At 52.7% G+C, this 23,925-nt stretch carries 13 protein-coding genes and 1 tRNA gene; 8 read left to right on the top strand and 6 right to left on the bottom strand.

Annotated features, from left to right (window positions below; translation table 11 throughout):
* Nucleotides 1–541: 541 nt before the first annotated feature.
* From OZX71_RS01020 to OZX71_RS01030, 3 genes are all read left to right on the top strand, one after another.
* Nucleotides 542–3,733 (top strand): hypothetical protein, encoded by a 3,192-nt coding sequence (locus OZX71_RS01020; protein WP_277160171.1) that lies wholly within the window; start codon nucleotides 542–544, stop codon nucleotides 3,731–3,733.
* 301 nt (nucleotides 3,734–4,034) lie between these two features.
* Entirely contained in the window at nucleotides 4,035–6,071 is a 2,037-nt protein-coding gene (locus tag OZX71_RS01025; protein ID WP_277160172.1) for an isopeptide-forming domain-containing fimbrial protein, read from the top strand.
* Nucleotides 6,072–6,580: 509 nt separating this feature from the next.
* Nucleotides 6,581–7,735, top strand: coding sequence for a class C sortase (locus OZX71_RS01030; RefSeq protein ID WP_277160173.1), 1,155 nt, complete (start codon nucleotides 6,581–6,583; stop codon nucleotides 7,733–7,735).
* A 192-nt stretch (nucleotides 7,736–7,927) separates the two neighbouring features.
* On the opposite strand, the gene OZX71_RS01035 is transcribed toward OZX71_RS01030, so the two are convergent.
* Both OZX71_RS01035 and OZX71_RS01040 read right to left on the bottom strand, forming a co-directional pair.
* A tRNA-Ser gene (locus OZX71_RS01035) sits at nucleotides 7,928–8,015 on the bottom strand.
* Nucleotides 8,016–8,281: 266 nt separating this feature from the next.
* Nucleotides 8,282–8,692 (bottom strand): glycerophosphodiester phosphodiesterase, encoded by a 411-nt coding sequence (locus OZX71_RS01040; RefSeq protein WP_277145794.1) that lies wholly within the window; start codon nucleotides 8,690–8,692, stop codon nucleotides 8,282–8,284.
* Between the two features lie 771 nt (nucleotides 8,693–9,463).
* On the opposite strand from OZX71_RS01040, the gene OZX71_RS01045 reads away from it, so the two are divergent.
* Nucleotides 9,464–12,301, top strand: a complete 2,838-nt coding sequence (locus OZX71_RS01045; protein ID WP_277160174.1) for an RICIN domain-containing protein — start codon at nucleotides 9,464–9,466, stop codon at nucleotides 12,299–12,301.
* 172 nt (nucleotides 12,302–12,473) lie between these two features.
* Here OZX71_RS01045 and OZX71_RS01050 read toward each other — a convergent pair whose 3' ends face one another.
* Entirely contained in the window at nucleotides 12,474–13,487 is a 1,014-nt protein-coding gene (locus OZX71_RS01050) for a glycosyltransferase (protein ID WP_277145792.1), read from the bottom strand.
* A 124-nt stretch (nucleotides 13,488–13,611) separates the two neighbouring features.
* Entirely contained in the window at nucleotides 13,612–15,507 is a 1,896-nt protein-coding gene (locus OZX71_RS01055) for a DUF4422 domain-containing protein (protein ID WP_277145791.1), read from the bottom strand.
* A 205-nt stretch (nucleotides 15,508–15,712) separates the two neighbouring features.
* On the opposite strand from OZX71_RS01055, the gene OZX71_RS01060 reads away from it, so the two are divergent.
* Both OZX71_RS01060 and OZX71_RS01065 read left to right on the top strand, forming a co-directional pair.
* Nucleotides 15,713–16,546, top strand: a complete 834-nt coding sequence (locus OZX71_RS01060; RefSeq protein ID WP_280925181.1) for an ABC transporter permease — start codon at nucleotides 15,713–15,715, stop codon at nucleotides 16,544–16,546.
* Between the two features lie 19 nt (nucleotides 16,547–16,565).
* Nucleotides 16,566–17,867 (top strand): polysaccharide ABC transporter ATP-binding protein, encoded by a 1,302-nt coding sequence (locus OZX71_RS01065; protein ID WP_277160618.1) that lies wholly within the window; start codon nucleotides 16,566–16,568, stop codon nucleotides 17,865–17,867.
* A 59-nt stretch (nucleotides 17,868–17,926) separates the two neighbouring features.
* On the opposite strand, the gene OZX71_RS01070 is transcribed toward OZX71_RS01065, so the two are convergent.
* Entirely contained in the window at nucleotides 17,927–19,078 is a 1,152-nt protein-coding gene (locus OZX71_RS01070; RefSeq protein ID WP_277160175.1) for a LicD family protein, read from the bottom strand.
* A 298-nt stretch (nucleotides 19,079–19,376) separates the two neighbouring features.
* Between OZX71_RS01070 and OZX71_RS01075 the strand changes: the two genes are divergently transcribed.
* Nucleotides 19,377–20,495 carry an acyltransferase gene (locus OZX71_RS01075; protein WP_277145789.1) on the top strand — a complete coding sequence of 373 codons (1,119 nt, stop codon included), beginning with the start codon at nucleotides 19,377–19,379 and terminating at the stop codon, nucleotides 20,493–20,495.
* A 114-nt stretch (nucleotides 20,496–20,609) separates the two neighbouring features.
* Here OZX71_RS01075 and OZX71_RS01080 read toward each other — a convergent pair whose 3' ends face one another.
* Nucleotides 20,610–22,469 (bottom strand): DUF6020 family protein, encoded by a 1,860-nt coding sequence (locus OZX71_RS01080; protein WP_277145788.1) that lies wholly within the window; start codon nucleotides 22,467–22,469, stop codon nucleotides 20,610–20,612.
* Between the two features lie 338 nt (nucleotides 22,470–22,807).
* On the opposite strand from OZX71_RS01080, the gene OZX71_RS01085 reads away from it, so the two are divergent.
* On the top strand, nucleotides 22,808–23,890 hold the full coding sequence (locus OZX71_RS01085; RefSeq protein ID WP_277145787.1) for an acyltransferase: 1,083 nt from the start codon (nucleotides 22,808–22,810) through the stop codon (nucleotides 23,888–23,890).
* The last annotated feature ends 35 nt before the right edge of the window (nucleotides 23,891–23,925 follow it).

Below are 23,925 nucleotides of genomic sequence, written 5' to 3' on the forward strand. Positions count from 1 at the left end.
CGTACCATCGTCGAAGCTGCTACCCAGTTCGATAAGAATAATGCGGACATGTAGAAAACGTTTGACACGCGGATTTATTGATGTGGTTATACTCACATTGGTGGCATGTGGTATGTCACATTCGTGGCTTGTTCGGCACCGTCGCGGATGAAGCTGTGATATAAAGTCGTTTTTCATTGTGATGCGAACAACGCTGGAATTCCAACGATTTCAGAAAGCGCAAGAGAAAGTTCATTGCGCGAAATTATAAAAGTTGATAAATATTACTCTAATTATTTAGACAAATAATTATTCTATGTGTGAACCTTTTTGTCAGCTTGGTATGGCATCTTTGTCTCTCGTTGTCTAAAAACGGGATGCGTTTCCGCTGGAAGGCGACAGTGGTCGATGAAGCTATGTAGACCGTTTGACGTCTTTGCTTGGCCATCGATGCACAGCAGAAAATTTTATATCGATAGGTACCAGAGAACTTAGCAAGAAGTACGACAACAAGTACAACAATTTCGATGTCACGCGGACTACCGCACTAGAGGTGATTGTGGTGAAAAGCAACGATGGATACACAAGGCAGCAAGGCCTCGACGTGTCAGAGCGCGGGCAAGGCGTGAAGCGCCGCCGTGCCGCAAAGGCCGCGACGTGCGTTTTTGCCGTGCTGATCGTGTTGGCGACGCTGCTGGCGACCTTTAATGGCACGGTTGTGCAAACCACGGCCAGCGCCGCGTCAACGACGACCACCGATCCCTGCACAAGTGCCCAGTATGCAAAGGATTGGCGTGCCACCGAGTGCCCGACCGACCCGGATGGCGCTTCCCGCACGCCAATGCTGTACCGTTTGCTCGCGGCCAACAACAAAATCGATACGTTGCGTGACGAATTGCGTATGGATTTTGTGGTGCGTGTGGCACATGACGAGGTGAAACCGACAGCAGGCACGACTCCTGAGAGCATCGGTATGAAGATTCGTTACGACTTTGGTGACGGCAATAAAACGGATAGTACCGGTACGATTTATCCGGATTATACCCGCATGATGAAGTATATGAACACCTATGTTGATTCCTCGACTTCTGATTCGACTGCTATTACAAACGCTAATCATTGGGCAGATAACTATGATGAGTATTTCACCATCCCCAAAATCATGCATGCCGGCCTTTATGACTATGTGACCGTTTCCGTTCAGGGAGACATGAACATCAGGGACGAGTCGAAGCCTTTTTGGACCAGTCAAGACAAGAAAGGCAGTCCTGGCTATAACAACGGGCGTTCTTGGAGGCAGCACGTTTGGGTCGAGGTCGGTCCGTTGGCCACCGGAAGCAACAACAGTGTGGATAATACCCTGTCAAAGAATAAATGGGATTGGGGCGGTGGCGACAGCACAACGTCAGATCACGCCACCACGTTACTTTCGCAATCGTCTCTGGCTGGAGACATGTCTGATTCGGAGACCATCACGGCTTATCCGGGAACCTGTTCGCCGACTGGCGATGTCTCGGACTTCAAAACGGTACATGGCTGCGATATACCCAACGCTTGGGTTGGTTTTGACAGTGATTGGCCGACTCTATGGTCAACCAGGCAGGCTAATTGGGGCATGTCGACTGATAGGGGCGTTGCTGGTCCAACTACAGTTCGTGGCAATAAGCCACCGCTGACGAAGCCTGGTGTGGCACCGCCGAACTCCTTCTTCGTCGGATGGTACAACCCCGCGCTCGGTGTTGATGTCAACGAGGCTTGCTATCAGGTGACCGGGTTCAAATATCAGTGGATCGGGTTGAAGAACAACAAGTGGGTGCCGGTCGATTCGCTTACGCCGGAGGCGCTGACGGTTTCCAATATGCCGGTGTTAGGATCGAAAAAATCAAGCAATGACTACCAACCAGGCGGTTTGAACTCCTCAGGTGCTGTGAGCAATCTAGATGCAAGAAGCACGACCGCGTCGATGGCCTTCAACAGCACCACGAATTATTACGGTGTCGCGCCCGCGGGCCAGCTCATCGTGCCCGGCGCTGGCGATGGCAGCAAGGCTCAGTACGCCGACGGCAGCATCGACTTCAAGATGGCCAAGGAAAAGCAGAACCTTGACGGCTATTTCAAGCTCGTGACCTGGCCGGTGGTCAATCAGGCGTGCAAGGCGACCGATCCGTTGCGTAATCCTGACCCGAAAACCGAGGGCATCACCGACGACATGGCCAAGAATGACCCGAGCGGGGTTCAGGCGCAGATCGACAAGGGTTGGACCATCGACACGGCTTACTACGACTTCGATATCGTGCGTCCGGCAGCTCCGGTGGTCAATCCGTTCCCGGGCTATTCCGATCCCAAGAAGCGTACGGTGACGGGAACCGGCACGAAGGGTTATAACGTCACGGTATTCGCTGAGGATCCGAAGAATCCCATTGATTCGGAAGATGCGAACAATATCAAGACCAGAGGTCGTGAGGTCGGCACGGTACCAGTGGGCGATGACGGAACATGGACTATTGACGACCCTCTTGCCATTAATCCGGACCAGCAGGACCAGGTACGCTACCATGCCTGGCAGGCCGATAACACCCCGGTTCACGTCACATCGGACTTCTCCAATATCGAGGCGGCTCGTTTCCAGCTCAGCATGAATTCGAACCCATCGGTCAAGGAGGTATATGCTCCTCATAGCTCGGTGGCTGCCAGCGGGGCGAATGCGGGTAAGACAAGCCTGCCTGACGGCGCGAAAGTCATCATTAAGGGTGACATTACCTCAGCGAACCATATAAACGACAAGTTCAGCCTCTTCGCCGTCCCGCAGGACACGATCATGACCGCTTCGGACACCACTGGCGAGAACGGAAGCACCACCGGTTCGCCCGACGACAACCCCAGCAATCCCGTGATCGTCGACGGCAACAACAGCGTGGCGCCCAACGGGCTGCACATCCCCAACGCCAAGTACCAGCTCAACTGCGAGAATTTCAACGATTCTTCAGGAGGCAAGGAAACGACCGTCGACAAATTGCAGGACGTGAAACAGATTGACGGCACCGGTACCACTACCAGTGATGGTAAGCCCGATCCCAAGAACCCGGCGCGCTATCAGGCCAATTGGTCATGTCTTGTTGATCCGTCGGTCTTCCCGACCAAGGCCAATCCGAAGGGCAACGTGCTGTACAAGGTCTACGCGGTCCTTCAGGATACCGTGGGCGGCAAGCCTGCCATCGGCCGTGTCGTCAACAGGATCATCGACATGGTGCCGCCAATCGTCAAGGTGACTTCGGTCAACCGATCTATTGGTGTGAACGGAACTGTGGAGATGCCCGAGGATGCTACGTCGCCGGATATTCCGGATTCCGCCAACATAGCCGGTAAGTCCGGGTCCAAAGTGACGGTGATTTGGCAGGATGGGTCGCGTTCCTCCGCGCAGAGTGAGAAGGATGGTACTTGGCATGTTGATGTGCCGAAAGGCACATGGCCTGGTGAGTTCCATGTCACAGCGGCCGACCGGGCGGGTCAGCTGCAGAGCACGTATAACACGAACTATACTGACGACAAGCTGGATATCAAAAACAACCAGTCCGACTTGGTGAAGGCCGTGCTCAAAGAGCCGCTGCCCATCACCGAGCTGCCATTTACCGGTGGCGCGCGCTGGTTCGGGACGATGCTGCTGCTTGCGGGGGTGACGGCGCTGCTGATTGCTGCCTGCATCTCGCTGGTGTGGTTCCGGTCTCGCGGCCAGAGCGCTCGGCACGTGAGGTGAGTTGCGGCTTGTCTGAGTTGCTGTGAGGCCGATATCCTGGCAGTTTGCGTTGCAGAGCAATGCTAGAATCTGGCGGCTATCGGCTTCATGGCGACAATCGAGATGGCAAATAGGCGGGTTGAATCCGCTGTTCGATAATTAGACAAATAAATAATAAAAGTCTCATAAATGAAAAATGTCGCTGAACTCATAAACCAATGCAGCGATAACCAAAGATTTGGTCCATGACCGCCGCCTTGCGGCTTGAGCGCGTGGACCGCTATGGAATGAAAAAGAAACCAATAAGAAAGGGTATCCTTCCATGTTGTTTGATAAGACGATTCGCCGTGCGGCGGGGGTCGCACTTACGGCGGCCACGCTGCTCGCGCTGGCACCGTTCGGCGTCGCTAACGCGGCCGGACAGGTCGATATCTCGACCAAAGACGATCCACGCATCACCATGCCGACCGCGAAGCAGGAGACCATCGCCATCCACGGCGACAGCGCTTCGATGACCGGCCACAGCTTCGCCGCCGTCAAGATCGGCGACTATGCCTACGCCAGCGCCAACGGCGCAAAGCTCAGCGAGATCGGCGTCGAGACCAACGCTGAGGTCAAGGACCTCGCGCAGTCTGCTCTGGACGGCGTTCTCAAGCCCGCTGACCAGGACGCCAAGTACAAGGGCAACCCGGTCGGCGAGGTGGCCTCCAAGTGGCTCGGCTACGCGCCCACCTCCACCACCGCCTCCAGCGATGACAAGGTCTCCAACAGCGGTGCCAAGGCCGATGCTTGGGGCCGCGACGGTAACCTGCGTAAGTTCGTCACCAACTTGGCCAAGGCCGAGCATGGCACCACCCACTTCTCCGATTTGGTGAAGAAGGCGACTGCGACCAAGCCGGAAGACGTGCAGACCGACAGCGATACTTCCAAGTCGACCGTCACCATTTCGGGTCTTGCTCCTGGCCTTTACGTGGTCGAGGACGTGACCGGGGAGGCGACGAGCACCAGCACCAAGTCCGGCGCCAACTCCAACTCCATCCCAATGCTCGTGGGCACCGGCATCACCATCGATGCAAACACCAAGTACACCCAGATGGCAGACATGAGCGATCCGCTGGGCAGCATCGAGATGAAGAGCTACAACCCGACCATCGACAAGAAGATTGTGTCCACCGACGCCTCGATCGGCGGAACCGTCAAGTACCAGCTCACCGGCCAGGTGCCGCTGACCACCGGCTTCGACCACTTCATCTACACGATGGTCGATAAGCCTGGCAAGGGCCTGACCTACAAGCAGGGCAGCGAAAAGGTGACCATCAACGGCCATGACGTGGATGCCCAGACCGGCACCGCCAAGGGCTACACGGTCAAGACCGGTGATTCCAGCGCCGCTGGCCGCACGGGCGACACCGACTTCATCGACTTCGATCTTTCCTCGGTCATCACCGACCAGCAGTACATCTGGCAGGATCCGATCGTGGTCACCTACGAGATGACCGTCAACGACAACGCCGATGAGAACGACGGCCTATCCAACGGCGTCTCGCTCTCCTATTCCAACGACGTCAACGACCAGACCAAGAATGCGGCCGCCACCGCCGGTGACGGCGGTGCCGTGAACTCTGGTGCTGCGAACGGTTCCGTGGCCTCCGTTTCGCCGACCGACGGCGGAACGGGCGCGAAGATCCACTTCCGCCACTTCAGCCTGCTGAATGCCGACAAGCTCAACGGCACCGCGCTCACCGGCGCCACGTTCACCATCAAGTCCGTGTCTCAGGGTGCGTCCGCCCAGGACGACAGCGAGAACATCTCCTTCCGCAAGCTCGCCGACGGCTCCTACAAGAAGGTCGTCGCCCCGCAGGAAGGCGACACCACGGTGTCCACCACGCTGTCCACAAGCAGCAAGGGCAAGATCACCGTCACCGGCCTCGGCGAAGGCGTCTATGAGATTGCGCAGACCAAGGAAGCGACGGATTACTCCCACTCCTTCCTGCCTGATTTCCAGGTCAAGCTTTCCGTGGATAAGACCACTCCGCGTCCGTCCGATGCCAAGGTGACCAGTGACGTCCAGTTCCAGGTCAAGGTTTCCAAGGGCGATTTCTGGGGCCTGACCAGCAAGGACGCGACGACTCTGTTCACCGACGGCATCCACGACGGCAAGGATGTGAACTGGACTCCGGATGCGAGCATCATTGAGAGCGCCAACAACACCAACGCCATCGTGGTGCGCAACGTCACCTCGATCTCGCAGCTGCCGATGACCGGTGGCGCGGGCGCGATCCTCGGTCTGCTCGTCGTCGTCGCGCTGATGGCGCTCACCGCGCTGCTCATCACCGCACGTCGTAAGATTCGCCAGTAAGCGGTAAGCCAGTAATCTGGCAAGCGCTTTCAGTGAGAGCTGCCTGGCGTGCATCGTGTGCTTGACTGACATGCATCGTGCATTTGGTATGCACATGCCGTACGTTGACGTCGATACATGCCAAGTGATTCGCTGATCTGCAGGGGGCGGAACTCGGAGACGGGTCCGCCTCCTGCGTTTTGATGAAAGTATTACGAATATTTATTTGGGTAGTTCTGTCGATAGTTTCGGTATCTATTTCGATATCGCAGCGAATATTTTCCCGATAATTTACGAATATCGTTCTAATGCTTTTTCTATATAGCGTCGACAGCATTTTTCAACGTTTCGGATAGCGCTCCGAAAGCTTTCCGAAAGTTTTGCAGGTACTTTTACCTGATATTTCGCGGGTTAGTTACCTGATATTTCTGCGGGTGCTTTATCCGATATTCCTATGGGTACAGATACCCAATATTTTCACCAATACTTTTTATTCGCCGAATGGTCCAGGTTCCGAAAGGAAGACAACGATGGTAGTAGAACCCGACAACGTTCTGCCGCTGAGATTGCAGATGTTCGAGACGATCATCGACGGCAGCGAGGCGCGTATCAGCCCGTGGCGTCGCAGGCTCGCCGTCATCATCGACGTGCTGATCGTCTGCTGCCTGGTGGCGCTGGTCGTGGCCATCTCGTGGTTCCCGACCATCTGGCTGGTGCACGCTTATCGCGAGAACCAGGAGGTCAACGCCGCCGTCAACCGCATCGCGAAGTGGCCGCAGGGCAAGACCATCGACGAATACCACCGCGCGCAGGCCTACAACAGGAAGATCGCCGATTCGGGGCAGACGACGTTGGGGGAGTTCGCCGATCCCTTCGCCGACGTGGGTGGCGCGGGCGCTTCCGGAACGTCTGGTTCCGGCAATTCCAGCTCCGGTTCCGGCGCGTCCGGTGCCAAGAAATCCAAAGCCGCTACCAAATCTAAGCCGCAGAGCGCGAAAGACGCGGAATACCAGTCGCTTCTAAACGACGGCACCGGCATTATGGGCACCATACGCATCCCCAAGGTCTCGGTGAACCTGCCGATCTATCATGGCACTTCCGACGACGTGCTGCTCAAAGGCGTGGGCCACCTGTACGGCACGAGTCTGCCGGTAGGTGGCAAATCCACCAATGCCGTCTTAAGCGGCCACCGCGGCCTGAGCACGGCGCTGCTGTTCACGCGTATCGACGAGCTGCGCCCCGGCGATGTGTTTTATGTGCAGACCCTGAACCGCACCATGGGCTACCGCGTGGTCGGCCGTCACGTCATCGACCCGAGCGATACCCATTTATATAAGGTCGTGCCCGGCCGCGATTTGGTGACGCTCATGACCTGCACGCCCTATGGTGTCAACACTCAGCGCCTGGTCATCACCGGCACCCGCCAGCCCATCCCGGACCCGATTCCCGACCCGAATAACGCCAAAGGAGATCCCGTGATCCTGGCAATATTGACCACCATCGCCATTCTCGTTTTCGGCCTCATCGCCGCGATCCTAAGCCGTGTGCTCCGCCCCGCGCGTCGTCCGTTCCCGGTCCGCCACGCCTCGCTTATCGGCCTGCCGTCGCGTTGGCGCGGCCGCCGCCGTTTCCGCAAGCCAACCCACGCTCGTCACACCGCCCACTCCCAAGAAATCATGTACTGATTTTTTTAAAATAGACTGTGTGCTTTATGGTTTTGTCTTCTGTGTGGGCTGTCAGCTTCGGTTGGCGGCCCACACGGCTTTCCAAAGGCATAACATGACCACTTCGTTTTAATAACAGAGCAATAACATAGAGCCGTTTTCGGCAGTGTCGTAGATATGACAAAACCCCTTGAAAATCAAGGGGTTTCGAGGTGGCGGAGAATACGAGATTCGAACTCGTGAGGCTGTTACACCAACACGCTTTCCAAGCGTGCGCCATAGACCACTAGGCGAATTCTCCAGCATGCACATTGCCAAGCCTGCAAGCAGACTTCACAACACACAACTTAAATAAGATACCATGAGCCCGCGAGCTTCGCAAGCAATTTTCGGCATCGGCGTGGCGGTTGAAGCTGCTGTAGCAAATCCTTGACGGTGTCAAGCTGCCTGATTGCAGGAATAATCAGCTTCATACGGGCAAACGAAACGGCACGTCCTGGAACGATAACCGCTTCCGGGGACGTGCCGTTGTTGACGTTGCTGATGCTGCTGAAGGTTACTGAAAACTCAGTTGAGCTCGTCTTCCTTGAACTTGATGTCGAAGTTGCGCTCATAGTGCAGGAACATCGTGGCGCCGTAACGGTCGACGTCGCGGTGGGTGAAGAGCATGCGGATCGCGAACGCGGTCTGAGCGTCGTAAGGCAGGGACTTGAAAGCCGCGTGCGCATCCCAGTTCGGCGGCGCGATGGCCTTGTCGGGAACGTAGGCATAGCCGTAACCGTCCTCGTCGATATAGCCCATAAAAGGCAAATCCCAGGCGTTATGGTCCGTCAGTTCCTTCTTGAAATCCTCGACTTTGGCAAGGGCGTCGTCCCCGATGCCGAATTTGCGGGCCACCTTGTTGGCCTCTGCGGTCTTCTCAGCTGCGGTTTCGCCGTACAGCGCCGGATCGACGACGATGGTTTTGTCATCTGCCATGATGCATTCCTTCCTATCGACTTTCTTGCCAATAGACAACGGGTTATTGCGTTTGATGGGATGTTACGGTGAACAGCCTTTTTGTGCGAATAACTCATTCATATCTTTCCGACACTTTGCCGTGTCGACTCATTCAGTGTAGCACATGACCAATGGCACGAAGTTCTGAATTTTGTAGAATTTCTCACGATAACGCTTCTTTGATAGAATTCCGACAAAATTTATTTAGTTGATGAATTACCGGTAAATAAATGTCTTGAACTTAACATTTAAAATGTTCTGTTAGACCTATGAAATCGAAACGACCGATCAAGTAATTTGAGGGATATGGGATGGTGGTTGTCGTCAATGGGCGTTCGATAGTGGCGCAAGCCAGTTCGGTATGCTCGATTTTCTTGGATTGTTGCGATTCTGGACAAAGCGAGGCAAGCGTTGCGATTGTAGCTAGGCGGATCGCACCGATCGTTGCGCGTTTTCGAGAGAGACGTGTGTTGTTCGGAATAGTGATTTCCACTAAATAACAATAAACTGTTATGATTTCGCTAATATTTTGGGCGGAACTTCCGCGATTCCCTTTATTGGCATTACGATTACAGTAGATTGAACAGATTTGCCCGGTTACCAGCGGCGATGTCCGTTTCATCGGGCGAAGAATGAAGAGAGTAAAAGATGGCGAACATGTCGAACCAAGAGTTGCGGCAGGGCGCAAGTAGAGCATCCGCGGGCAAGTTGGATTCTCAATTGACGCGGACCGGTTTGAAAGGCGGGAAGATGAAGGACAAGCTAGTGGCAGCGGCTACCAAACTTGCGGCTGTGGTGGCGGTGCCCGCGTTGGGGCTGGCATTGACTGCGGTGCCGGCGCAGGCGGCGCAGGACACCAATCTGAGCGATTTCGACCAGGCTGGTATCGGATCTGCGGCTTCGAATAGTCAGCTTGGCGGGCAGGGCAGCGGCTTCGGCGCCAAAACTATCGGCAACCAAAAGACGTTGCCGGCCGCCGATGCGCCGAAAGACGCCATGCCGGACAACCCAAGCCAGAAGCTTCCCGACAAGGTCAGCGCCGCCGTGCCAGACGACGCGACCGTGGTTTCGAAGGATCTGGCCGTGACCAAGGACGGACAGGTCAAGAATGTGGAAACCGGCAAGCCCGTGACCGATCCGAAGGTCGTCGGCACCCCGAATAAGCCCGCTGATCCGTTGGCGAAGACCGACGGCAAGCGTTTTATCCCGGTCGAAGCCGATAAGGTGAAGCAGGCCGTTGAAAAGAACGGCGGCGATGCCAACGCGACGGATACGGCTAACAGCGGCAGAAGTGACACGAATGGCAACAATGGTGCGAATGGTGGCAGCAACAGCAACAGCAACGCCGATTCCTCTGCCTCGTCCTCCAAAGTGAGCGGCGCCTCGGACATTACGAGGAGAAAGGCCGACAGGGCCGTTCAGACCGGGAAGAAAGCGAAAGCGACGAGCGGCAGCGTTCGCAACGTTGCGCTGCAGAACAACCAATACGGCGCCTATTGGGGGCATTACAACGGTACTCCGGCGTTCTTCGAGGCCGGTGGCAATCTCTTCGCCCAGCAGGCCAAGGGCGTGATCGACGTCTCGCAATGGCAAGGCACCATCAATTGGCAGGCCGTTAAAAATTCCGGAGTAGAGGGCGCGATTATCCGTCTGAGCTTTGGCTGGGGCAACGGATACGATAGTCAGGCTCGGCGCAATATCAACGAATGCAAGCGGTTGGGCATTCCGTTCGGCGTTTATATCTATTCGTATGCATACGACGGCAACACCGGTGCAGCTGAAGGCAATGACACGGCTTCGCTGTTGCGTAACGCGGGCGTGAATCCGGGAGATTTAAGCTATCCCGTATTTTATGATCTGGAGGGCTATGCGCCTTGGTCAGGACATTACCATCCCAATGATTCCGGTACCTATGACAGCATCGTCAACAATTGGTGGTGGCGTATGCAGGCCAATGGTTACAACAACCTGTCCGTATATTCATACACCGCGTATCTTAACGGGCCTCTCAATTCGTACAATATTCGCAGCAGCACTCGCTGGGTCGCGAGCTACGGCGCCCGCACCGGCTTCGGCTATTCCACCAACGACCGAGGCTGGCAGTACGCCGACAACGGCAGTATCAGCGGCATCAGCGGCAGCGTGGATATCAACGCCTTCGGCAACTACAACTATTCCAACAGCGGTATGGGGATGTCTGCCGTTGCGCCACAGATGAGCGGTTATCAGGCTGCAGCATTGCCGAATGATACGTATTATATTAGTTCGTCAGCCAGGGATTCAGCCGGTCTTGATATTCCTAATGGTTCAAGTCTTTCAGGAACGAAAATCCAGCTTTATGATGCCATCGGTTCGAAAGCGCAGCAATATAAATTGACTCGGCATCGTGATGATGGTTCATATGAAATCCAGAATGTCAATTCCGGCAAAGTGTTGGATATCAGTGGCGCGCAGGCCTACGCCGGTGCTCCTGTCCAACAATGGGATGCGAATGGGAGCGACGCTCAACGTTGGTATCTGCGTAATGCAGGGAAAGGCGGAATGTATATCCAATCGAAGCTTGGTAACTTCGTACTTGATTTGCCAAATGCCAGTACGAGAAGTGGTACTAAGCTGCAACTCTGGGATCCGAATCTGACTCGGGCACAGCAGTTTATTTTCAGCACGATTTCATCAGTTTCCGGAGGCAATAAACGTATTCGTTCGCTTGCGGGCAATGTGGTTCTCGATGTACCCGGTGCCGCGTTGTATGATACTGCGAGGCTGCAGGTTTATGATTGGAACAATACGGATGCGCAGAAATATACCTTCAACTGGGTGGGTAATGGCATCTACGAAATCAGGAATTCCAATTCTGGCAAAGCCGTTGATTTGGGTAACGCAAATACTGCAAACGGCGCGATGATTGACCAGTATGCGGCTAACGGAACCTGTGCCCAGCACTGGGCGCTTCGAGAACAGTCCAGCGGACAATACGCTTTCTATACCACTTGCGCCGCCGATAAGGCGATAGACATTCCTGGCGGCAATGCTACTAGGAGCCAGAAGGTGCAGCTTTATGATGGCAATGGCACTTACGCGCAGCGCTGGGCCATCGAGACTGTCAAGACACGGCGTCAGATGATTGATGAACTTGCGGCCGCACATCGTTCCGATTTGACGGATGGCACCTATGTGATCGGCTCCAAGTACAACAATTGGATGGTACTCGATGTCAGCGGTGCGGCTTGGTGGGACAGCGCTCGCGTGCAGCTCTATTCCAACAACGGAACGGGCGCACAGCGTTGGCGCGTCAGCCACGATGGCGCTGGATATATCACGTTTACCAACGTCTCGTCGGGTAAAGTTCTTGACATCAATAGCGCCCAAGATCGTCCTGGCGTGAGTATGCAGCAGTATTCATCCAACGGGACCTATGCACAGAAATGGATTGCGGTCAAGGACGGCGATGCTTTCAAACTGGTCTCCGCGTTGGATTCGGGACTCGTCTTGGACATTTATGGTGCTGGTATGTTCAACGGGAATACGGTGCAGACATATAACGATAATGGGACGGTCGTCCAGCGTTGGGTCGCCTTGCATCGGTGAGAAATGAAATATGCGGGGATTCGATAGATAGCAAAAGGGTCCAGACATTATTGTTCTGGGCCCTTTTGCTGTCTTTAGAAACTTTTATTTATCCAGAGCTTTGCGATATTCCTCCGATTCAGAGATGAATTCTTGATTCATCTTTTCTCTGCTGTGATTGGGGACGAGCAGATTATCGTAGTTCCTTTGGTGTATTGGCAGGCGTGGAATCGGCGGATACTGTGCTGTAATGGTTGATAAAGTGACGTGTCCTGCACATGTAGGCGAATTTATTGCTGTCGCTGATGAACAGCTTGCGCTCGTTTTTGGCGATGACGTCCAGAATGATGCCGGTTATAAAGAGCAGGAGTCCTGCTATCACCAGCATCACAGCTCCGATTAATGTCGGGAAGCGCGCAACCATACCTGTATGCCAGAAATCGATCATGACACTCAGCATGAAACCCAAGCCGACAAGAGCGACGACCAGCCCACAGCCTCCGAAGAACGGAAGAGGCTTGTATTCACGAATCATCTGGAAAATCGTATTGAGCACTTTGATGCCGTCGCCGACCGTGTCGAGTTTGCTCACCGATCCTGCGGGGCGGTCCCGGTATTGAATCGGCATTTCGTAGATACGCAGGTTGTTGTTGAGGCTGTGAATCGTCATTTCGGTTTCGATTTCAAAGCCGTGGGAGAGCACCGGATAGGTTTTCACGAATGTGAACGAGAACGCCCGATAGCCGGTCATGATGTCATGTACATGCGAACCGAAAAGGAAATTGATGGAACCGCGCACCAGTCGGTTGCCGAAGTTATGGAATGGGCGTTTGTTTTCCTCGAAATAGGTGGAACTCAGCCGATCTCCGATGACCATGTCGTAGCCGTCGACGATTTTCTGAACCATTTCCGGTGCGGATTCTGCCGGATAGGTGTCGTCGCCGTCCGCCATCACGTACACGTCGGCGTCGATGTCCTCAAACATCGCGCGGATAACGTTGCCTTTGCCTTGACGCGGTTCCTTGCGGACGATGGCACCTTCACTGCTGGCGATCTGGGCGGTTTTATCGGTCGAATTGTTGTCGTAGACATAGATTGCCGCATCGGGCAAAGCTCTATGAAAATCGCGTACCACCTTGCCTATGGTCACTTCTTCGTTATAGCAGGGGAGAAGCACGGCGATACGCGGTTGTTTGTTTTGCGGCATAAACGTAACTATAGCTGATAGACCGAATAGGAAGGCGTCTGTAGTTTCGCAAAGCCAAAAGCAACCAACACTATTTATATTATGATCTTTAGGTTACTGTTCATCGAGAATAGGATGTATCAGCTCAGTGCCGTATAACACGTCCTATGACCTTGAAGAATTCGCGTCTTTTCGACCCTATCGGAAGAATCGGATCCAGTATTCTGCGCAGACCGCTGTTTTTCTTTACCGCACGGGGTTTGCCGGACTTCTTTTTCCGAGTCTTTGGACGGTCGGAGACAACCACTTTTTTGATGAGCTGTTCATAGAATGGGGTTTCCCTTGCATATTCCCAATAGAGATAGGCGAAATCGCAGTCAGGGTCGTTCCAAGGTTTGATAAAACCGGCGTAATGAATGATCTTCGGGTCTTTCCGAGACTGCATATACGCGTCATACGCGTTGTTGGGTGCGGATACGAATAGCTCGGAGACACGGCCGGCGCAGTCGTGCAGCACATTCCATTGCCAGGGCAGATATGTCATTCGCCCTTCGCACTGCACATTGAGCACGTCCTGATCGTTATAGATGTAATCCGGATTTGTGGCCAGTGTGAGCCACTGCTCGACGGAATGATACTGACGCATCGCTTTGGTGTTCAAAATCAGAACACCGGCCTGGAAGTAGGCGTATGGGTCGTGCATCTTGAGCGTCTCGGTTGCGTATTGGGGGCGTTTGCCGTTCTTGACGTTGAGGTTGCTCAGGAAATCGATGTCATGAGCTGCGGCGAGAAGGTTGTCACCGATTTCGGTATCGTAAAGCTCTGCGATATCGCCGGTGACGATAATGTCGGCATCAAGATAGAGGACCTTGTCATAGAAGGGCAGAATACCCTGAATGACGAAGCGATAATAGGTTTCGATGCTGATGTGAGGGTTGTTGGTACTCAGATGATACCGTGATATTTCACGGTCGACGTCGACAAAACGCAATGTCATGTTCTCGAAGCGTTCGAAGAACATCTGCATACGTCGCTGGCTGATTGGCGTGATGTCGCGCTGGAGCACTACCACATCGTAATGCCTGTCTTTCGAGGCGTTGGACATGGCAGAATAGATGGCCGTTGCCAGTTGCGGAACATATTTCTCATTCGCTGCGAAAACCACCGGCACGAGTGGCTTGCCGACTTCGGCAATCGGAGCCAAGGGTTGGTCTGGTTCGGGATGGGTGAAATGCACGCATTGCAGTTCTTTCATCTTCCAATCAGTGCCGACCCGCTTGTGGTGCAGCAGGTAGATGTTCAGCAGACGTTCCGCCAGATGCCCGGGAGTCCGCAGCGCCTCCTTGCTGTATTTCGACATGTCCGTCTCGCGCTCGAACTCTTCGAGGATGGGGAAGATCCATTCGCAGTAATCGAAGAAGATTTCCTTCTTCATGATGAACATGTTGCAGAAGCAGGAACTATTGCCGTTCAGGAATGTGTCGGCATCTTTCAGATACTCCGGCTGCAACTTGCCGATGATGTCCCGCATCCTTTTCAGATCGTCATCATGCAGCTGAGTGGCGGCGTGCCATACGGCCGTGGGTGTTTTGTGTTGGTCGATGATCCTGCGCAAATCGCCGAAAGGCGTGGTGATGACGTCATAGCCCGGAACGATGCGTTGGATGGTTTCGTCGTTGATGCCATACTTGTTCAGTGCAGCTTGGTCGATGTAGCTGTCCATGACCTCGCCGTAGGCGTTCTCTTCGTGTTTTACGTCGCTGAAATCGAAGTACCGGCGGTAATGGCAGAAACCGTAGTAATCAGCATCAACGTTTTTCCATGCCCAATACTGGGTGGTCAGCTCACAGTACATGGGGTTTTTCTCGGAGATGTTCTCGCCTTCATCATCGTGGTGGGCCATCTCTTCGAAATGTTCAGGAGCGTGTGCCGCACCGACCTGCACGAGCTGCATGCACTCGCCCTGCGGTGCATTGACGTGCTTGTGCGAGGAAATGAAAATCCTTATGCGGGGCTGATTTTCCTGAGCCTTCGAATCCATATGCCTTTTGCCTTTACCGTTCCAAAGTAATTATCTGTAGAGTGATTATAGCGAGTGGTTGCTAGAAATGGCGATAGCTGAAATTCCGGAAAAGAAAAGATTTTATCAATTTTATGCTCTAACCAATTCTCATGACAAACGGTGCTCTTAAAATAAGTCGTCAGTATCATTGCTTGAAGAGTGTCAGCCGACAAAAGGAATATTCGTGACCGAGTTGATCAAACGCCTCCAGAAGAGGTACCACTATGCGATTGTGATATTCAAGGAGTTGGTGAAAACCGATTTCCAGCTGCGTTATCAGGGTTCGTTCCTCGGTGTTCTATGGTCGGTCCTTAAGCCGCTGATGTTGTTCTGCGTGATGTATGTGGTGTTCGTCAAGTTCCTCAAATTCACGGATGGTACCCCGACTTACACCATTTCTTTGCTTTGTGGCAACTGTCTGTGGGGCTTCTTCAGCGAGGCGACTTCGATGGGTATGCGTTCCGTGGTCGACCGTGGTGATCTGCTGCGCAAGATTCATTTCCCGAACTACATTATCGTCGCTGCCACCACCATGGGCTCCATGATTTCCCTGGGGATTAACATGGTCGTGGTCATCGTTTTCGGCTTCTTCACACATGCCCATTACACCTGGCGCGTCTTGCTCGTGCCCTTGAGCATCATTCAGCTTTATCTGCTCGCCCTTGGCGTGGCGTTATTGCTGGGGACGATGTACGTTTATTATCGTGATATCGCCCATATCTGGGAGGTCGCGCTGCAGGCGCTTTTCTATGCCACACCGGTTATCTATCCGATTTCCATGGTTACCCAAAATCCGCATTTCGCGTGGGCCGCGAAACTTTTGATGCTCAATCCGAGCACGCAGGCCATCATGGACATTCGTCACAACCTGCTTTCGCCTGAATACGTCGACACCGTTTGGTCGATTGTCAACACGACTTGGATCGATCTGATTCCCTACGTTCTTTCCGTCATTATCATTTGGCTCGGTATTCACGAATTCCGCAAGCACAGCAGCAAGTTTGCAGAGGTACTTTAGCATGACAGCAAAAAATTTTATGGATAAGAACGGCACTGCCAAAGACGAAGCCATCAGGTCACGTGGTGAATCACCCGTCGTCCTTTCGGTGAAAAACGTCTCGAAATCGTTCAGGCTGCCTACCGAACAGGCTACGGGCATCAAGATGGCGTTCCTCAATTGGACCAAAGGCATCAAGGGATACACCGAGCAGAAGGTACTCAAGGACATCAGCTTCGACGTCCATCAAGGTGATTTCTTCGGCATCGTAGGCAGAAACGGTTCCGGCAAATCGACGTTGCTCAAAATCATTTCCGGTATCTATGTGCCAGAACAAGGAACTGTGGATGTCACGGGCAAACTGGTCCCGTTCATTGAGCTTGGTGTCGGTTTCAACCCAGAACTGACAGGGCGCGAGAACGTCTACCTCAATGGGGCGCTGCTTGGCTTTACTCATGCCGAAATCGACGCCATGTATGACGATATCGTGCAGTTTGCCGAGCTTGAGGATTTCATGGACCAGAAGCTCAAGAACTATTCCTCCGGTATGCAGGTGCGTTTGGCTTTTTCCGTGGCCATTAAAGCGCAAGGCGATATTCTGGTGCTCGATGAAGTACTGGCGGTCGGTGACGAAGCGTTCCAGCGCAAGTGCGATAACTTCTTCGCCGAGGTTAAACAAGATCCGACAAAAACGGTCATCCTTGTCACCCATAGTATGGAATCGGTCAAGAAATACTGTAATGATGCCATTCTCATCAAAGACGGCAAAATCATCGCCAGCGGCAACAAAAATGATGTGGCTGACCGCTACACACTGGAAAACCTCAAACGTAAGGATAAAGAAAAGCAGGTCGGCGAAAGCGGTGGAAAGGCAGAGGCGTATGAGACGGGCCTCAACAAGCGCGTGCCGATTTTAAGCGTCAATCCAGTTTCCAACCAGGTGGTCGACGGCACCGAGCCGTTCAAATTCGAAATCGAGTATCAGTTCGATGAAGTGGGAACGGACTTCTATATGGCGATTGCCATGTATGACGTCAAGCGAGGCGGAGTAGTCTACGATACCGGATCGAAACGCCTGAAAATGAAGGAATACGGCCACGTCAAGGTGCGCTATGAGATTCCGCTGGACCCGTTCAACAACGGCCAGTTCAGAATCGTGACTTCGTTGCGTACTCCCAATCCGCTTCATGACGATACCACTGATATGGTGGCGTTCACCAGCGATGAGAATTCCTGTTTCTTCAATATCAGCAACAAGCGCAACAGAGACTATGCTTTGCTCAGCGATCGGGCGATGCAGGTCAAGGAACTGGATACGGTGAAGTGCCCGCGGGAAGATTGATTCGTTTCGGAGTTCGGAGAAGGCCTTTGACTGTGCCGGAGGCCTTCTCCGAACTGTTCTCAGGCGAGATATCCTTCAGGATCTTTTATCGAGGTTTTCAGCGATTCCAGAACGGCTTGATTCTTGAACAGCTTACGTGAGACATGATCGAAATGAGAGACCATGTCGTCGGGGAGATTGTAGATGTCGCCGTATTCCCGTTCGAGAATCGTTTCTGGATGCTGGGGCGCGAGCACGTTCGAACCTTCGAACGACAGGTCTTTGAGCGGAAAGACAACGGTTGACGAATAGGCACACAGATTGTCGTCCGGTGTCCAGTTGTCCATTCCGTACATGATGATGTCTGCCTTGTCTTCAGAGATGACATGCTGTTGCAACGCCTGTTGCCGGTAATCTTCGAAGATTCCCTCAACTTGCGCGCTATGCCCATCGCCGGCTGCCACGTAGCCGTGCTCTTTCCATTGCTCAAAGAACGGAAGAGCTTTAAGGGCGTCAATAAGGCTTTCTCTCAACGCGCTTCGTTTCGAGTACTGTTCTGCGGCGTCGCCTTCGGCATAGTCGTAAATGAACAGGTCAAGGAAGCAGGGATTGTTGGGGTCGTTGTACATGAAACGAATCTGTCGGCAGAAAGCGTATGGATCATAGTTCAGCGAGACTTTGAAGCGTTTGCTGTATTGGGGATTCGTGTCAATCAGCTCGGTGAGCTTTTGGATTTGATCGCGTGTCATGCCCAGGTCCATGTCGTCGTCCCAAGGGATGAAACCTTGATGTCGTACGGCACCGATCAAAGTGCCGCAATTGATCCAGTAATCGATGGAGTTTTTGCGGCAGAGAGCATCAAAATCCTTGAGCAGTTGAGCGCCGCCGAGCTGAAGCAGACGCAGAGAGCCGGTGGCGTGAAACATATTCTTGAAAATCCGCTTCTTCGCGACGAGTTCATCCTCGCCGTCACGTCGAAGAGCGGTCCATAGAAGCTGTTCGATATGGGCATCATAAGTTTTTAACAGGTCGATTTGGGATTGCAGCAATTCGTGATCTTGACGCAGGATTTCCGAGTTGTCATACTGAATTCTGACTTTTGCAGACATGTCTTTGACGTTGGATTCGAGATTCTCGGTCTCGCGCCGTAATATGGAAACGCTTTCCGAGAGCTCGCGTACCGCCCTTTTGGAAGAAGGCAGATGGTCGACGAACCTGGATTCATTTGTCATGATAGAAAAATACCTTCCTGCGCGAGACTCAATCGTCTTAATGATATAAGACTACGTGGATGCTATGTATGCACCGTTGCGGCCGTTTGCTTGTTGGTCATCATTGCAACCTTTGTCTTATTATAGCAGCGGCTATGGCTGAGGTTTTTATGTCGTCTTGGCCTGTTGGCCCGTTCGATGTATGCAGCGCACGGAGAGCTTTAGCCTAAAAGGAATGCTTCGTCTATACGGGTATGTTGATATTCTTAACAAGGTAATGAATACGCGATAAGCGTCGGCCTGTAACTATCGAGGAATCTTGGCAAAACCTAAACAGACACGCAGACTGAACGTCGAGGTGCTTCGCATTTTCGCGATGCTGCTCATTGTTGCATGTCACGGAATCTTGCATATCCCTTGGATGCTCAATGTAGACAAAGGCTTGGCGTTCAAGCCCGGCTGGAGATACGCCCTATCGTATCTGGTGGTGCAATACGGACAGGTCGGAGTCGCCATTTTCTTCGTGATTTCCGGGTATTTCCTGGTCAGGAAGCGATTCAACTGGACGCGAATCTTCAAGACATGGTTCCAGATGTTCTGCTATGGGATCCTCGTTTTTGCTATCATCTTCATCTGCGCATTGAACATGCGACTGCCGGGCGGAATCAGCGATTCTTTCCATGGCGACAACCTCATCACCACACTGGTTTGGACCTTTTTACCATTTTTCTTCGGCAGTTATTGGTTCATTACTGCTTACATCTGTATGCTACTGCTGTCGCCATTCCTCAACGCGTTGTTCGACAATCTTTCCGAACGCTATATTGACGCCCTTATCGGATTGCTTGCGATATTCGGTATCTGGATGCTGTTCTTCGACCGGGGCAAGGCATGGGACAATGTCACTTATGCCGTGTTGGGGTATCTGATAGGTGGTTGGATCCGCAACTATGCCGACAAGCACTCCAAAATACTGCGAACGAGAAATCTTGTGTTCCTGATTATCCTTTTCACCATATGTATGGCGGTTTTCAATCATGTTTCCGCCAGTGGTGTGCATGTTGTGCAGGTTCTTGGTTGGCAAAACCAGATTAAAGACGGAATCCAAGTCCTGCCGATGATTATCGGTGCGGCGATTTTCATCCTGGTCAATCGGATTGATATGTCGCATATGCCGCATGGCCTGGAAACGTTCACGCTGAAGCTTGCTGCCTCCTCATTCGGTGTTTACCTGCTGCATGAGAACATGTTCTTATATCGCCTGATCTGGCCGACAGTTGCGGGTATGTTCCCCGTTCCACACTCCAGCTTGTCGAAAATTGCGATTTTTGTGGCCTGTGTGCTTATCGTCTACGCGGCCGCATCCTTGGTCGCGTTCCTGTTGGACACCCTTATCGTGCATCCTTTGGAACGTACAATCAGGATATTGCAACGTTGATCATCCGAGTTATGGATGTTTCCCGGTCCCATGCTTCGTAACAGGCAAATGATGGTTTGCGGTCTTAAGCATGAGTTCGGGTACACGTAACTAATCGTATGGTTTTATCCGGGGTTACTCGGATTCTGATGTATCTTTCTGTTCCTTAGATGATAAGGCTGGCCTGGAGTCGGATTTTCCGGCAACTGCTATGAGCCCGATAGCCAGAGGGGCCAGCATCAGGGCATGGAACATGTAACGAGTTGGATTATCTTGGTTGTCCAACGTGGACAACGATACCGGGTATACCAATAAGCTCGCTGTGGATATCCAATAAGGAAGAAGTCTCATCCAATCATTCAGCATGGTGAATTTGCGGCGTCTCCACAGGTAGTACAGGGTGAAAAACGGAATAATCGAAGTCCAAGTGGATACGTAGAACAGCGTATTCACGACTGGGATTGCAAGCGTCGCCTGATACATTTGATCTACGGTCTTGCTTCTTTTGCCTGCAGACAAAATATGGTCCACTTTTCCAAAGGTGTCTTTGTTGGCGCTTGTCTGGGTAATGGGACGCATGAACATCGGCACAGGGGTCTTGTTTTTCTGCTCATCGGGAGATTTGCATTGAATCGGTCCGTTGAAGGTGAACCAACCTGATTCAAGGGCAACGAATGCGCTGAAGTAGGTGAGAGGATGCCTCAGCCCGATTGAGGACCAAGCCTTAAGGAAGTCCGTTATATTGGATTTTTCGCTGCGCAGTTGGAACCCTGTTACCGGGTCGGTGATGTATGGGTTGTAATTATAGGCAACCTGACCCCAATCATACATGAGATAGGATTCCACTTGTCGCTTCTCTTGAGGCGTCACATCCTCCGGGAATTCGTGGGCGGTCCTGCCGAGCATTTGAATGGGCATGGCAATGGCCGCCTGGGAGGAACCAGGAATGACACGAAGAGGGCCGTAGGCGTATTTCGGGATGAGAACCCCGACGATGACAACCGTACAAGTGGCGAAAACAACGGCCACGATTTTCAAAAGAGCGCGGTAATGGCCGAAGATAAGGGCGATAAGACAAACCGCGACGATTGCCATCCCCAATTTCTGGGTCAACGATGCGAGCAGGCAGGCAATCAAAAAGCCTAAATCGAACAAGGGACGCTTGAGAGCCGTAAGGTCCGTATCGACCAGTTTTACGAACATGAGCACCCACACCATCATGGCCGCTGCGTTGGTCACGTCTTTGGTAATGGTCATGGACATCATCGGGAAAACCGGGAAGAGGCAAAGGAAAGCCGTCAGGAACGCCAACAGGCCGTTTCGGATCTTTTTGCCTTTGAGATAGGCAAGGAGCTCCGCGAAGACGAGTGCGAATACGATGGTTTGGCAAATGACATAAGCAGCGAGACCCAAATCAATGGAATGCAACACATCGCGTCCGAATTTTGCGAACCAGCCATATAGGAAGGTATCGAAGAACGGGTGATGGTCCCAAACGGTGCCGGCGGGTTTGCCGAATGCGGAGACGCCCAGAGCCTGGGCGATCTGATCTCCGGTATCCCAATAGATGTTGTAGGGAAGCAGGAGCAGCACGTAAGGTGACCAACAACAGAGGATTCGAAGAGCGTCCCTGCATACGGCTACGGGGTGTTCCCTATGCTCGAACCTGAGGAGTGAAAGCCTCCCGTTCACGAGATTCGAAACACGGCTGATCGGCTTTTTATACCACGCTGAGCTATCGTGTTTCTTAGTGCCGTTGATCCATACATAAAGTATGTTGAACAGACACCAGAAAAAGATGCTGAACAAAGCGATTTGCAGATAGAAATAAACGGTGGTAAACGGAATCGCCGCTGTGGTCGCCGCATTGGTGCCGCAAGTGAACACGAAGCCCAACATTATCGGAAAGGCGATTCCGGAATACCAGGTTGTGCTCTGTGACGTATCCAATCGTTCGGTCTCTTCGATTGCGGCTGTGCCGGTTCTGTGCTGCATGTTGCTTGTTCTCTATCTCCAATAAACTGTGCGCGGGATAATGTTGATTTTACCATGACGGGTTTTCGGCCTACGATTCCGGGTTTCTCTGTTACCGAGCCCGGAGTACTGCTCTGTTTATGAAGCATATGTCGATGACCGTTTCGGCCTTGACGGATGATGGTTGGCCAATGGTCAGGGACGCAAAGGTATACTCTCTCTAAGGTTATATAAAAATCATAGTTCATTTTGGTGAGTGCACCATCCAAGAACATATCCAAGCTGGGAGGGAAACAGTGGCCGAACGCCAGAAGAACGAGAAACGGCTCGAGCGGCCTCGCAGACTTCGGTTTGTCTATATGCTCAATATCCTTTCATGCTTTGCCGTCGTGATTCTGCACACCACGTTGCCGGTTTTCACGCCTCAGCCCAACAGGACTTGGACGGAGATGGTGGTGTTGCAGGCTTTTGCCATTTTCGCCGTTCCGATTTTCTTCATGATCAGCGGTATGAACCTTCTGGGCTATCGTGAGCGTTACTCGACCAAGACCTTTTTCCGCAAGCGTCTCTGGCGTGTGGGTCGGGCGCTGCTGCTGGGCAGTGTGTTTTGTTACATTCTGTTTGCGGTTTTTCCGTACGCTTTTTATGGGGCCGATAAATATGCCGGCACCGCGGGAATAGTGGATTTTGTCAAGAGGTTCCTGACCAACGATATCAATGACGTCTATTGGTTCTTCTATTCGATCATCTATCTCTATGTTCTGACTCCTCTTCTGTCGTATGTGATGCAGCACAAGCGTGCCACGCAATATCTTCTGGCGTTGCTGCTGGCGGTCGGAATATGCATTCCATTTGCGGAGCGGTTGGGGATGTCTGCAAAATATTTTGACACCTTGTTCGGTTGGCCGCTGTTCGCTTCGGTGTCGTTGCTCTATTTCGTCGGCGGGTACTACTTCCACCGTTACTGGGAACCCATCAAACATCAAGTGCCCGTCGCCTTGGCTATATTGGTTCTTTCGGTCTGTGCGATGGCGTTTCTGGGGTTGTGGGCAAACGGGTATCATAAGCCTTCCGGACTTTCGGCACATTATGATAACTATTATGTGGGCATGAGCTCGCCGTTCTGTGTATTGCAGGCCTTCTCGCTTTTCCTGCTTGCACAGTCGTTGGAACCTTGGTTGCAGCATTTTGGTGCCGGAGTGATGAAGGTGCTGAAGTTGCTTTCCTCGGCATCGCTTGGAGTCTATCTTTTCCATATTCTGCTCATTGACTGGGTAGGCGCGAGTATGGAACCCAATTCAGCTGCGTTCCTCGGTCGCCATCCTCTGTTCTATGCGGTGTGTGTTTATGCCATTACAGTGATTGCGGTCATGGTCGGCAAACAGCTGATTGCCGTATGTAAGAAACCGCTATATCACGCTTTGCGTCTTGACCGGAAGTGATTCGTCGGATTTGCGGGATTTGTTTTCTGCGGTTC

Origin of the sequence: Bifidobacterium sp. ESL0764, from assembly GCF_029395515.1 — a bacterium.
Lineage (GTDB): Bacteria > Actinomycetota > Actinomycetes > Actinomycetales > Bifidobacteriaceae > Bifidobacterium.